We start from the raw sequence: 13,336 nt of genomic DNA on the forward strand, positions 1-13,336 counted from the left end.
GTCTTATCTGACGAGACGTTACGGATGATTCAGCTTGGTGCCGACTTGAATGTGATTGCCGGTTTCGGCGATGTTCTCGGGTATCACAAGCCCGGGGACGCTCATGTACGTCGGCAAGACGCTGTTCGCGCAGATCATGGACTTCGTGCCCTGGACGAGTTTCCGGCGCATCGTGACTCGCTACGGTGGCGACCAACGCGTGCGCACACTCAATTGCGCCGAGCAGTTCCGCGTCTTGGCGTTTGCACAGCTGACGTGGCGGGAGAGCCTTCGCGACATCGAAGCGTGCCTGTCGGCGCAAGCCGGCAAGCTCTATCACATGGGTTTGCGCGAAGCGGTAGCGCGCTCCACGCTGGCCGATGCCAACGAGTCGCGCGACTGGCGAATCTGGGCCGATTTCGCGCAAGTGCTGATTCGCCGGGCGCGCCACTTGTACGCCTCGGACAGCCTTGCCGTGGATCTGGCCAACACGGTATACGCGCTGGATTCGACCACCATCGACCTGTGCCTGTCGGTGTTTCCTTGGGCGCACTTCTGCTCGACCAAAGCCGCGGTGAAGATGCACACCCTGCTCGATCTGCGCGGCAACATCCCGAGCTTCATCCACGTCAGCGACGGCAAGCTGCACGACGTCAATGTGCTCGATCTTCTGGTGCCCGAGTCCGGCGCCTTCTACGTCATGGATCGCGGCTACACCGACTACGCTCGACTCTACGTCCTGCACCAGGCGGCGGCGTTCTTCGTCACCCGCGCCCGATCGAACATGGATGCCAGGCGCCTGTACTCCGCCCCCAGCGACCGCAGCACCGGCGTGATCTGCGACCAAACCATCGCCCTCAACGGCTTCTATGCGAGAAACGACTACCCCGAGCAGTTGCGTCGCATCCGCTTCAAGGTGCCCGAATCGGGCAAGACCCTGGTGTTCCTGACCAACAATACGACCCTGCCGGCATTGACGATCGCCGCGCTCTACAAGAGCCGTTGGCAGGTCGAGCTGTTCTTCAAGTGGATCAAGCAGCATCTGCGGATCAAGCGCTTCTATGGCACCACGGAGAACGCCGTCAAGACACAAATCTGGACGGCCGTATCCGTCTACGTGCTGGTGGCCATCGTGAAAAAGGAGTTGCATCTCGAAGCCTCGCTCTACACGCTGCTACAGATTCTCTCGGTCACCGTATTCGAAAAAATGCCGCTGCAACAAGCCCTTGTCGACGATGCGCGACTCTTGACCAACCCCCTCAACCCCAACCAACTGACTCTTCTCGGTTTTTAACCGGACAGTAGTGGGTCTGTCCCCTTTTTCATCCCGTCCCATTTTTCACCCCTTTCCCTATTCCCTAGACTTCCCGCCAGGCAAAGCCCTCGTCCTGCGTCGCCACGCCCACCCAGGACTCCTCGCAACCCAGGGCACCGGCCAGGGCGGCCGTGGCGAGCTCCGGCCGGTTGTTTTCCCTGGAGAGGTGGGCAGCGAGGATGTGCTTCAGGCGCGAACAGTCGATGCGCGACACGATCGCCGCGGACGCCGCGTTTTCAAGGTGGCCGAAACGCCCCGCGATGCGTTCCTTGAGGACCTTCGGATAGGATCCGCCCGCGAGCATTTCCGCGTCGTGGTTGCACTCCAGCACCAACGCGTCGCACCCCGAGAGTTTTTCCTCGACGTGCAGCGTGGACATTCCCAGGTCCGTCACCACCGCCAGCCGCGCCGCGCCGTCGGAGAAGACGTACTGCACCGGTTCCCTCGCGTCATGGGGCACCGGGAACGGATCCACGAGCAGGTCCCCCACATCGAACGTCGCGTGCGGATCGATGAAGCGCACGAGGGTGGCGGGAAAATCCAGTGGCAGGGAAAGGGCGGTACCGCGCGTGAGGTGCACGGGAATCGCATGGCGTTTCGCGAACCGCGCCACGCCTCCGAGATGATCGGTGTGCTCGTGGGTCACGACGATCGCCGCAAGGTTGGCCGGCGCAAGGCCCAGCTTCCCGAGCCGGAATGCGGTGTCGCCCAGCCCGAACCCGCAGTCCATGAGGATGCGGGTCGCTCCCCGCTCGACCACCAGCCCGTTGCCGGAACTTCCGCTCCCGAGGGAGGCGAAACGCAGCGCCATCGGCGCGCCCGCCCCGCTACTTCAGCTGCTCGAGGAGGAGCGCCAGGATCCGCTTGGACGTGGGGGAAGCCTCCGCCTCGCCCTTCGCGTTCTGCACCACCACCTGCGAAGACGTGCTGTTGGACTCGGTGACCTGCACGCGATACTGCGGCAGCGCGGGCTTCGCCGCCGGCCGCCAGAACGCCAGCTTGTCGAGGAAGCCCTCGTTGGAGGTCGCACCGGCCGCATCCGGGTCGAAATAGCGGACGAAGTAGGTGCCCTTGGAACGGTCGCGATCCTCGACAGTGAAGCCCGTCCGGTCCAGGGCGAGGCCAACCCGGCGCCACGCGCGATCGAAGCCGTCATTCACGACCAGGGGTCCGGCGCCATTGTTCTGGACGGTGGCATTGGGCGCGATGATCGTGGCGGCGGTGACCACCGAAGGAACCGTTCCCGGCTTGCCCGGCGAAGCGGGCGCAACCGGTTTCGCCGGGTCGGCCAGCTTCAGCAGCAGACGCGCGAGCATCTCGCCCTCCAGATCCCGGTCGCTGCCCGTGCCGCGGGGCTGCCAGACGGTCGTGTCCTGCATCTGCGAGGGGTACACCTCTTCCAGGCCACGATGGCTCACGTAGATCTCGGTCGTTCCCGGTTCCAGTCCGCGCTCGAGGCGGGTACGGAAGCGGTCCCGTTCACCCGTGGAATACATGCCTGGCAGGACGCGCTCCATGACGCCACGGATTCCGGTGGTCTCGATCTTCGGTCGCGTCTCCTGCCAGTTGGTTTCCAGGAACGCGGCCTCGACGGATTCGCGCGCGATCGAGAAGCCCATGTCCTGCCAGAAGGCGCGGACGATGGGCCAGACCTCGGCGGGCTCGGCTTTCGCGACGATCCAGCGCTGGTTCCCCTCGCGCTCGATGCGCGCGTTCGGCACCGCCGGCAGGACGCCCGACGGGGTCGCGGCGCGAGCGGCCGGCGTCCCCTGCGGGGCGCCCGCGCGGTCCTTGTTGTACTGCGAGTAGCTCGTGGATGCCTTCGGATCCGGCACCGCAAAGCGCTCGTCCACGGCGGGCGTGGTCAGGTCCGGCGGCACTTCGAGGGGCCGTTCGCGCGTGCGCGCCTCGCGCTGCTGCTGCTCCGTCTTGAAGATTCCGCATCCGGATGCGAGGACGAGCGGAGCGAGAACGAATGCAAGCGTGCGAATGCGTGTCATGGAGGGGGATTCCGGTTCAGGAGAGGCAACCCGCGTCGCGCAGCGCGCCGGTCACGGTTTCGTGGAAGGCAGGGGCGAGCGGGGTGAGCGGCAGGCGGATTCCCTCGCCGATGCGGCCCATGCGGGCAAGCGCCCATTTCACGGGGATGGGATTGGCTTCGACGAAGAGCTTCTGGTGCAACGGAAGCAGCCGCTGATTCAACGTGATCGCCCGCTTCGTGTCGCCGGCGACTGCCGCCGCGCACATCTCGTGCATCGCGCGAGGCGCCACGTTGGCGGTGACGGAGATGTCGCCATGGGCGCCGAGCAGCATGTACGCGAGCGCGGTGCCGTCGTCGCCGGAAAAGACGAGGAACGGCCCGGGCTTGCGCTTGAGCAGATCGGAGCCGCGCTCCAGATTGCCGGTCGCGTCCTTGATGCCCACGATGCCGGGCACCTGCGCGAGACGAAGCGTGGTATCCGTCGCCATGTCCGCCACTGTCCGGCCGGGGACGTTGTAGAGGATCATCGGCAGGTCCACCGCCTCGGCGATGGCCTTGAAGTGCCGGTACAGCCCCTCCTGGGAAGGCTTGTTGTAGTACGGGACGACGGAGAGGGAATAATCCGCCCCGACTTCCTTCGCGAATTTCGCGAGCTCGATCGCCTCGCTCGTGGAGTTGGCCCCGGTACCCGCGATGATCGGGATGCGGCCCTTGGCGTGCTCCACCGCCGTCCTGATGAGCAGGCAGTGCTCGTCCACGTCCACGGTGGGCGACTCTCCCGTCGTGCCGACGACGACGACGCCGTCCGTGCCTTCGGCGATGTGCCAGTCGAGCAGGGCCTTGAAACTTGGGGTGTCGAGCGCACCGTCCGCCAGCATGGGCGTGACGATCGCGACGAGGCTTCCGGTGAGCATGGTTTACAGGGCCCGAGGAGGTCCAAAGACCGCGATTTTACCGCATTCGCCCGCGCCAACGGCGGCCTATGCGCCGGAACCCTCCCGGCGGGCGCATAGGCGCTGGATGGCGGCCGGCCGAGGGTCGGTGACAACGATGTCCTCGTAGGCCACCACGCGCAGCTTTCCCCGGAACGCTTCGAGGAGCTCTCCCGGAGTCAGGAGGAAGTCGGGATTGGAGGGCTTGCCGAACCGCTCGTTGCCGCGGGCGAAGGTCTCGTAGACCAGCACGCCGTCCGGCTCGAGCGATCCGGCGAGAATCGGAAGCAGCGGCCGGTGCAGGTAGTGGGTCACCACGATCGCGTCGAATCGCCGGCCCTCGAAGGGCCACGCGCCCGCCTCGAGATCAGCGCCCAGGAGCTCGACGCCCGCGGGCGGGTCGATGAAGAGCCCTGGGGCGCGATCGACGGCCACGACCTCGAAGCCCTGCATCGCGAGCAAGCGCGCATGGCGGCCGGATCCGCAGGCGAGATCGAGCACCTGCCCACCGGGGTGGATCAGGCTCGCCCACCGGACGACCCACGATGACGGGGAAAGGTTCGCCAGGTGCGCAGCCATGCTCCCTACCCGAACAGTTCCGCGACCGTCTCCTCGCCGATAGCGAAGGCGGTGCTCATGCCGGTTCCGCTGGTGACCACCACGACGCGAATGCGATCGGCCACCGCCTCCCGCAGCAGCGGCGCAACGTCCGCCACGGGATAGACCCCCATCCACCGCTCTGCCACTCCCGGACGCGGCAGGTCGAGCACCGCGTCCAACTCGTCGAGGATGAGCGCGTCCACGGACTCCAGGGAAAACGGCTCCGCGACCTGCGCGTAATCGTGCGAATCGCCCACGACCAGGGCGCCGTCGGCCCCTTGTGCCACGATGAGGTGCACACCGCGCGCCAGCGACTCGCCCGCGTCCGCCTCGAGCCTCGCCCTGAGCGCCGCCGCCGGGCGCAGGGCCGCGAAGCCCTCGTACCGGACGAGGCTCAGGTCGGACATCAACACGGAATCGAGACGGAACGCCGGCGGCTGCGGGACGGTCCGCAGCATCTGCAGCCGGCACTCGCGCAAGCCCGCTCGGCGTGAAACCCCCGGGAAAAGGGCGCGCAGTCCGGCACCGGGCGCCGCAATGACCGAACCCGCCGCGATCGTACCCTCGGCGTGGTGCACGCCACGCGAATCGATGCCGGTGACCGCCATGCCGCGATGGAACGCGACGCCGTGCGCCTCCTCCAGCCAGCGCGCGAGCCGCGGCAGGGCCTCGCGCGGCTCCACCCGCAACTCGTGCGGGCTCCAGAGCGCTCCGGAAAGCCCCGGGGCGAGCATCGGCCAGCGACGGCGCGCGTGGATCGCGTCGTGCAGCTCGCAGCCCTCGCCGTGCGGACCGGCCGCATAGGCTGCGAGCAGCTCGCGCGCCTCGGGGCGGCGGGCCACGATGAGCGCGCCGCGCTGCAGCACCGCGATCCCGGCCTGCGGCGCCACCTGCGCCCACACGTCACGCGAACGCAGGGCGCGCCTGCGCGTGTCGCCCTCGGCCTGGCCCGTGACGGTGACGAAGCCGAAGTTCTGGATCGAGGCCCCGCGGACCTGCGGATCGCGATCGAGAACCGCCACCTTCAGCCCGCGCTTAGCCGCCGCAAGCGCGTGGGCAAGGCCGACGATCCCCGCGCCGACGATGGCGAGATCCGGCGCAGAGGTCATGACCTTGTCCTGCTCAGGCCGCGACGAGCGGCTCCGGGTCGCTGAAGGCGTAGCCCAGCGCCTGCGCCACCTCGCGGTACGTGACCTTCCCTTCGCACACGTTCAGGCCGGACATCAGATGCGGGTTGGCCGCGAGCGCCTTCTTCCAGCCGAGCGCCGCCAGTTGCTGCGTGAAGGGAAGCGTCGCGTTATTGAGCGCATACGTGGACGTGCGCGGCACCGCCCCGGGCATATTGGCCACGCAGTAGTGCACCACGCTGTCGACCACGTACGTGGGGTCGGTATGCGTGGTCGCGCGCGACGTCTCGAAACAGCCGCCCTGGTCGATCGCCACGTCCACCACCACCGAGCCGGGCTTCATGCGCGCCACGTGCTCTCGCGTGACGAGTTTCGGCGCAGCCGCGCCCGGAACCAGCACGCCCCCGATCACCAGGTCGGCCGACAGCAGGTGCGACTCGATGTTGTCGCGGTTTGAAAAGATGGTGATCGCCCGCGCGCCCAGCAGGCGTTCGATGCGGCGAAGCGCGTCGATGCTGCGATCGATCACGACCACGATCGCGCCGGTGCCCACGGCGATCTGGGCGGCGTTCGATCCCACCACCCCCGCGCCGAGGATCACGATCTTGGTCGGCGCCACGCCCGCCACCCCTCCCAGCAGCACGCCCATCCCGCCGTGCGCCTTCTCCAGCGAATGCGCTCCCGCCTGGACGGCCATGCGCCCGGCGACCTCCGACATCGGCGCGAGCAGCGGCAACCCGCCGCCCTGTTGCGTCACGGTCTCGTAGGCGATGCACACGGCCCCGCTCGCCACGAGACCCTTGCACTGCTCGGGGTCCGGCGCCAGGTGAAGGTAGGTAAAGAGGACCTGCCCCGGCCGCAGCCGCCCGATCTCGACCGGTTGCGGCTCCTTCACCTTCACGATCAGGTCGGCGGCGGCGAACACCTCGTCCGCCCCCGGCAATATCGTGGCGCCCGCCTTCTCGTAGACCGCGTCCGTCGCGCTGATGCCCGCGCCGGCGCCGCGCTCGACCACCACCTGGTGTCCTTGCGCCACGAGCTCGCGCACCGCGGAAGGCGTGAGGCCCACGCGGTATTCGTGGTCCTTGATTTCCTTCGGTACGCCGATGCGCATGGCGGCTCCGCTGTAGTGGCCGTCATCGGGCCGTTGCAAGGACCTGCGGCGTTCCTATCGACCCGGGCGCTTCGGGGCCGTCACGGCCGCTCGCCACGCGCAAGCCGTGCCTCGATGTCGTCCAGGCACGGGATCAGATCGGCAATCGAGTCGATCACGTAGTGCGCACCGCGCTGGTACATGGTCGGATAGATGCGGTCGCGATGCGCCTGCTTCACGCTCTCGGACATGGCGTTCCATTCGGCGAGCGGCACGCCCACCTCGTTGCCGGAGATCGCCAGGCCGATGGACCACGAGCCCGCGTTGATGCCCTCCTCGATGCCGGTGAGCGTGTCATCGACCTTCACGAGGGATTCGACCGGCGAGACCTGCAGCTCGATCATGTTCTTGAGGACCATGTACGGGTACGGGCGGCCGGCAGGCACGTCGCCCGCGCCGCAGGTGTAGTCGGGGACGTAACCCTGCTTCTTCGCATCGGCCTGGTTGATGGCGAGCATGCCGGGCAGGTAGCCGGAGGTGGAGCCGATCCTGTAGCCCCGCCGGCGGCACTCCGCGATCACGTCGAGCGTGCCCGGAATGAGCGTCGAGTAATCGGAGAGGCACGCCTCCTGCATCGGCACGAAGTCGGCGAACATCCGGTCCACGTCGGCCGCGGTGGGTTCCTTGCCGTGCTTCTCGACCCAGCGCTCCCGCACCGTCGGGATTTCCGAGATTCTCTGGATGTGGACCTTCTTGTGCGCCCCCATCGGCAGGCGGGCTTCGGCCATCGAGATCGGAACGCCCGCCTTCTCGTAGACCTTGATGAAGACCACCGCGGGCGCCATGCATCCGAAATCCATCGTCGTGCCTGCCCAGTCCAGGACAACGGCCTTCAGCTTGCCTCGGTACTGCCTCCGATACGTGAACGTCATTTTCGTCTTCTCCGTCATCTGGGAACGGGCCGGTCGCCCATTCGGGTTCGTTGCCTGGCACCACGCCAGTGTATTGCTTCGTGCTTCATGGAACCAATTCGGCATCGGGCGCGGTTGGGTTGGGAGGCGGCGGGGATGGTTGATCGCAATCCCCCATCCCCGGCCTCCTCCATTCGCCGCCCATCACCCTTCAATGCCATCGGCCGTCCGCCAAGGCGACGCACTAGGCCGCAGCCCGCAGGGGCGCCATCTTGCTCACCCCCATGTCCCTGAGCGTCTCGGCCACCGCCCCGACCACGTTACGCATCTCGTTCGCGTCGATCGCGCCGATGCAGCCGACACGGAACGTCTCCACCTTCGTGAGCTTGCCGGGATAGAGGATGTAGCCGCGCGCCTTCACCTTCTCGTAGAAGGGCTTGAACGCGTAGTTGGGGTCGCCCGGCGCGTGGAAGGTGACGATGACCGGCGCCTGGATCGCGCGCGGCAGGAACGAGTTGAAGCCCACGCCGGCCATCCCCTCGATGAGGGTCTCGCAGTTCTTCGCGTAGCGCGCGCCGCGCGCCTTCGTCCCGCCCTCGGCCAGGAACTGATCCAGCGCCGCGCGAAAGGCCGCGACCACGTGCGTCGGCGGCGTGAAGCGCCATTGCGTCGTCTTCTGCATGTACGTCCACTGGTCGAAGAGGTCCATGGCGAGCGAGTGCGAGTTGCCCTGGCTCTTCTCCAGGACCGCCTGCTTCACCATCACGAAGCCCATCCCCGGCACCCCCTCGATGCACTTGCCCGAGGCGGCGATCACCGCATCGATCGGGTATCGGGAAACATCGATGTCGATGGCGCCGAACGAGCTCATCGCGTCCACGATGAGCCCCTTGCCGTGGCGTGCGCACGCTTCCGCGATTTCCGGCAGCGGGTTCAGGATGCCGGTGCCCGTCTCGCAGTGCACCTGCGCGACGTGCGTGATCTCCGGGTCGGCCCTCAGCGCGCCGTCGATCATGGCGCCGGTCGGATGCTCGTCCTCCGGCATGTCTAGCGCAACGTGGTCGCGCCCGAGGTACGTGAGGATCTTCAGGATCCGCTGGCAGTAGGCGCCGTTCTGCGGGACGAGCACCTTGCCGCCTCGCGGCACCACGTTCGCCAGCGCCGCCTCCACCGAGAAGGTGCCGCTTCCCTGCAGCGGCACGCACACGTGCGAGCCGGCGCCGTGGATCACGTCCACGAGGTCCCTGCAGATGCTGGCGGTGATGGCGTTGAAGCCGGCGTCCCACGAGCCCCAGTCGCGCAGCATCGCCTGCTTGGTCGCGAGCGACGTGGTGAGCGGGCCGGGGGTGAGGAGGATGGGGTCGTTGCCGAGGATCATGAGCGTCTCCTGGAATCAGGCGCGCCAGCGCTGGGTACGCCGGTCGAGCCACACTTGCAGCACATAGTAGACTCCGCAAACCGCCGCCGAGGTGAAGACGATGAGCGTGGCCATCGCCGCCGCCGCGCCAATGTCGCCGGCCTCGTCGAGGTTCACGATCGCGACGGAGGCCACGACCGTCCTGGGCGAGTAGAGGAACATCACCGCCGAGACCGTCGTCATCGCATTCACGAACAGATAGCGGCTGATTTCCAGGACGGCGGGCAGGCATACCGGCACCGTCACCCTGAAGAAGGTGCGCCAGAACGGCACGCGCAGCGACGCCGACACCGCCTCGAACTCGCTGTCGATCTGCTTGAGCGCCGTGAGCGCCGTGAGATGCGACGACGTGTAGTAGTGCACCGTCGTGCAGATGACGAGGATGGTCATGCTGCCGTAGAGCGCGTGCAGGGGATTGCCCTCCTCCACGAAGAAGAAGATGTAGCCCAGCCCCAGCACCATCCCCGGCACGCCCATGGGCAGCACGGCGAGAAGGCGCACGAAAGGCCGCCAGGCATCCATGCCGCGGGTCTTCTCGAGAAGATAGGCGGTGAGGAAGATGAACGCCGCGCCGGCCGTCGCGCACCAGAAGCCCATCCGGATGCTGTTCAGGTACGAATCGAACATCCCGGCCTCGACCAGGCCCATGCGGTAGTGGTCGAGCGACATGGCGAAATCGTACGGCCAGAACTTGATGAAGGAGGCGTACATCGCCATGCAGAGCACGGAGAGCATCACGATCGCGCCGAACCAGCAATAGGCGGACATGGCCAGGTCGAAGCCGCGCGCCGGCTTGGGCACATAGGGGACGGAGCGCGCCGTGAGGAGCGCCGACTGGCGCTTCTGCACGTAGCCGTCCACCAGGTAGGTGACCGCCACGGGCACGAGCAGGATGATCGACACCACGGCGCCCTTGGCGAAGTCCTGCTGGCCGATCACGAGCTTGAAGATGTCGGTGGCGAGCATGTTGAAGTTGCCGCCGATCACCTTCGGGATGCCGAAGTCGCTCAGGGCGTACGTGAAGACCACCATGCAGGCGCTGATGAGGCCGTACTTTGCCCCCGGCAGGGTGATGGTGAAGAACTTGCGCAGGGTGGGGGTGCCGAGCGAGTCGGCCGCCTCGTAAAGGCGCGCGTCCGTGAGCGAGAGCGCCGTCACCAGGATCATGAGCGCGTGCGGGAAGGTGGCAAACACGAGCGACAGGACGATGCCGGGCGCGCCGTAGATCTGCGTGTCGCCGAGCAGGAACTTCAGGACCCCCTGGTTCCCGAACCAGAAGATGAAGGAGATCGCGGCAAGGAGCGAGGGCGCCAGGATCGGCACGAGCGCCACGCTGCGCAGGAGCGCCTTGAGCGGCATGCAGCTGCGCGTGAGCCCGTAGGCGTACGCGAACGCGAGCGGGATCGTGACGCCGGTCACCAGGGCGGATATCCACACGCTGTTCCAGATCGAGCGCAGGAGCGCAGGCGTCTGGAAATAGGCGCTGAAGTTCGCGAAGGCGACGAACTCCCCCGCGCGGTCCTGCATGCTCTTCACGAGAATCGTCGCGAGAGGGGCCAGCAGGAAGACGGCGAGCCCGATCCCGGCCGCGAGCAGGATCGCGTGCGCGATGCGGTCGCTCCAGTGGACGCGCAGGCGCGGCTGGTAGATGCCGCCGAAGAGTTGCGGCGCGCCCGGCGCGGCCGGGCTGCAGGCGGGATCCGGCGCCGCGCTCACGGGGTCACCATCAGGCGGCGGGCGCTCCGAAGACGCGGATGCGGTCTGCCGGGACGGCGACCCGCAGCGTGTCGCCGGGTTTCACGCGGAATTCCGCGAGGTCGTTCACGGAAAGGTCGGCGATGAGCGGCTGTGCGATGCCGTTCACGCGCACCGTGAGCCGCGAGTAGGCGCCCAGGAACTCGATCTTCTCGACCACGGCGGACGCCGAGTTGGCCGTGGCGCCGTTCACGCCGCGCACCAGGACGTCCTCCGGCCTGAAGAAGACGCGCAGCGCACCGTCCTCGCCGGCCGTGGGGCCCACCACGCATTCGAATCGCTGCTCGCCCACGAGGATGCGGTTGCCGCCGGCGCGCGACGCCGGCAGCAGGTTCGTCTTGCCCACGAAATCCGCAGCGAAGGGCGTGGCCGGGTCGCGGTAGATCTCCTCCGGGGTCCCGATCTGCTCGATCGCGCCATGATTCATGACCACGATCCGGTCGGCCATCGAAAGCGCCTCCTCCTGGTCGTGGGTGACGAGGATGGTGGTGATGCCCAGCCGCTGCTGCAGCCCGCGGATCTCGCCACGCAGGCGAACGCGCACGCGCGCATCGAGGGCCGAAAGCGGCTCGTCGAGGAGCATCAGCCCCGGCGACGTGGCGAGCGCGCGCGCGACCGCGATGCGTTGCTGCTGCCCGCCGGAGAGCTGGCTCGGGTACTTCGGCCCGCTGTCGGGCAGCCCCACGAGTGCCAGCAGCTCGGCGACGCGCGCCTCCCGCTCCGCGCGCCTGACACGCCGGTTGACCAGTCCGTAGGCGACGTTTTCCGCGATCGTGAGGTTGGGAAACAGCGCGTACGACTGGAAGACGATGCCGTAGTCGCGCTTCATCGGCGGCAGGAGGGAAATGTCGCGGCCGGCCTGCACGATCGTGCCGGAGGTCTGGACTTCCAGCCCCGCGATGATCCTGAGCAGCGTCGTCTTGCCGCATCCCGAGGGCCCGAGGAAGCAGAGCAGCTCGCCGGGCCGCACCGACAGGCTCACGTCCTTCAAGGCGACGAAGGAACCGAACTCCTTGCGGATGTTTCGCAGGATGAGGAAGTCGGGGGGCGGGGCGGACATGGTGCTTTTGGAAGCGGACGGGGCCGGAGGGGCGAAGCACGCCCGCCCGGTCCCGGGGGTCATGCGCGCATCACTTCTCCGACTTCGAGGCGTAGCGCTTCTGCCATTCCGCGAGGATCTTGTCGCGGTTCTTCGCGGCAAAGGCGAAGTCGTTCTTGATGAGCTTCTTGTCGAGGTCCGCGGGCAGGTACGGCAGCGCGGGCTTCACGTCGGGGTGGGCGACGATCGCGAAGTTCTTCGAGTAGGCCTGGTTCGCCTCCTTGGTGACGGTCCAGTCCATGAGCTTCTTCGCGGCGTCCATCTTCTTCGAAGTCTTCACGATGCCGGAGGCCTCGATGTCCCAGCCCAGGCCTTCCTTCGGGAAGACGAGCTCGACCGGCGCGCCCTTCTGCTTCACGTCGTTGCCGCGGAAGTCGAAGGAGATGCCGACCACGAACTCGCCCGCACCGGACTGGCGGCAGGGCTTGGAGCCGGAGTGGGTGTACTGCGCGATGTTCTCGTGCAGCTGGTCCATGTACTTCCAGCCGCCTGCTTCGCCCATCGTCTGCAGCCAGGCCGTCACGTCGAAGTAGCCCGTGCCGGAAGAGGCGGGGTTGGGCATGGTGATCTGGCCCTTGTACACGGGCTTCACGAGGTCGGCCCACGACTCGGGCTTCGGGATGCCCTTCTTCTTGCCTTCCACCGTGTTGTAGCAGACCACCGCGGCGAATACGTCCATGCCCACCCAGGCCGGCGGGCGCGCCTTGTCGCTGAAGGTGGCGTTGAGCTTGCCGAAGCCCACCGGCGCGTAGGGTGCCAGCATGCCCTCGGCCTTGAAGATCTCCATCGACGAGGCCGCCACGCCGAAAATCACGTCGGCCTGCGGATTCGCCTTCTCGGCCAGGAGCTTTGCCGTGACGACGCCCGTGGAATCGCGCACGAACTTGAGCTCGATGTTCGGGTTGGTCTTGTTGAACGACTCGCTGTAGGCCTTGAGCTGGTCGGTCTCGAGGGCGGTGTAGACGAGCAGTTCGGTCTTCTGGGCCCAGGCGGCGCCGGCCGTGAAGGCGAGGGCGACGGATGCGGCAAGGGCGAGCGGACGTAAGACGTGGCGCATGGGATTCTCCTTCTGGTGGGAACGGTTGCGCGCGGGGCGTCAGGATGGCGCGCCGAGCCCGGATTATCGC

General features: G+C 67.3%; 12 protein-coding genes. 1 reads left to right on the top strand and 11 read right to left on the bottom strand.

Annotated features, from left to right (window positions below; all coding sequences use genetic code 11):
• Positions 1-103: 103 nt before the first annotated feature.
• The gene (locus IPP91_19010; protein ID MBL0144132.1) at positions 104-1,273 is read left to right on the top strand and encodes an IS4 family transposase; all 1,170 of its coding nucleotides are present in this window, start codon (positions 104-106) and stop codon (positions 1,271-1,273) included.
• A gap of 64 nt (positions 1,274-1,337) precedes the next feature.
• Here the strand turns inward: IPP91_19010 and IPP91_19015 are convergent, their stop codons facing one another.
• The 11 genes from IPP91_19015 to IPP91_19065 all read right to left on the bottom strand — a co-directional run bounded on the left by IPP91_19015 (position 1,338) and on the right by IPP91_19065 (position 13,266).
• Positions 1,338-2,099: an MBL fold metallo-hydrolase gene (locus tag IPP91_19015; GenBank protein MBL0144133.1), complete on the bottom strand. Its 762-nt coding sequence runs from the start codon at positions 2,097-2,099 to the stop codon at positions 1,338-1,340.
• A gap of 22 nt (positions 2,100-2,121) precedes the next feature.
• A complete protein-coding gene (gene bamC / locus IPP91_19020) occupies positions 2,122-3,294 on the bottom strand; it encodes an outer membrane protein assembly factor BamC (GenBank protein ID MBL0144134.1) in 1,173 nt (390 codons plus the stop codon).
• Positions 3,295-3,310: 16 nt separating this feature from the next.
• Complete coding sequence (locus tag IPP91_19025) at positions 3,311-4,189, bottom strand: 4-hydroxy-tetrahydrodipicolinate synthase (GenBank protein MBL0144135.1); 879 nt, start codon at positions 4,187-4,189, stop codon at positions 3,311-3,313.
• Positions 4,190-4,255: 66 nt separating this feature from the next.
• Positions 4,256-4,786 (bottom strand): class I SAM-dependent methyltransferase, encoded by a 531-nt coding sequence (locus tag IPP91_19030; protein MBL0144136.1) that lies wholly within the window; start codon positions 4,784-4,786, stop codon positions 4,256-4,258.
• A gap of 5 nt (positions 4,787-4,791) precedes the next feature.
• Entirely contained in the window at positions 4,792-5,916 is a 1,125-nt protein-coding gene (locus IPP91_19035; protein MBL0144137.1) for a TIGR03364 family FAD-dependent oxidoreductase, read from the bottom strand.
• Positions 5,917-5,929: 13 nt separating this feature from the next.
• The gene (gene ald, locus IPP91_19040) at positions 5,930-7,048 is read right to left on the bottom strand and encodes an alanine dehydrogenase (GenBank protein MBL0144138.1); all 1,119 of its coding nucleotides are present in this window, start codon (positions 7,046-7,048) and stop codon (positions 5,930-5,932) included.
• Positions 7,049-7,128: 80 nt separating this feature from the next.
• Positions 7,129-7,959 (bottom strand): phosphonoacetaldehyde hydrolase, encoded by an 831-nt coding sequence (locus IPP91_19045; GenBank protein MBL0144139.1) that lies wholly within the window; start codon positions 7,957-7,959, stop codon positions 7,129-7,131.
• A gap of 223 nt (positions 7,960-8,182) precedes the next feature.
• Positions 8,183-9,316: a 2-aminoethylphosphonate--pyruvate transaminase gene (locus IPP91_19050; protein ID MBL0144140.1), complete on the bottom strand. Its 1,134-nt coding sequence runs from the start codon at positions 9,314-9,316 to the stop codon at positions 8,183-8,185.
• Positions 9,317-9,331: 15 nt separating this feature from the next.
• A complete protein-coding gene (locus IPP91_19055; protein ID MBL0144141.1) occupies positions 9,332-10,990 on the bottom strand; it encodes a putative 2-aminoethylphosphonate ABC transporter permease subunit in 1,659 nt (552 codons plus the stop codon).
• Positions 10,991-11,081: 91 nt separating this feature from the next.
• The gene (locus IPP91_19060) at positions 11,082-12,170 is read right to left on the bottom strand and encodes a putative 2-aminoethylphosphonate ABC transporter ATP-binding protein (protein ID MBL0144142.1); all 1,089 of its coding nucleotides are present in this window, start codon (positions 12,168-12,170) and stop codon (positions 11,082-11,084) included.
• Between the two features lie 70 nt (positions 12,171-12,240).
• On the bottom strand, positions 12,241-13,266 hold the full coding sequence (locus IPP91_19065) for a putative 2-aminoethylphosphonate ABC transporter substrate-binding protein (GenBank protein MBL0144143.1): 1,026 nt from the start codon (positions 13,264-13,266) through the stop codon (positions 12,241-12,243).
• Positions 13,267-13,336: the final 70 nt, after the last annotated feature.

This window comes from Betaproteobacteria bacterium, assembly GCA_016720855.1.
Classification (GTDB): Bacteria; Pseudomonadota; Gammaproteobacteria; order Burkholderiales; family Usitatibacteraceae; genus FEB-7.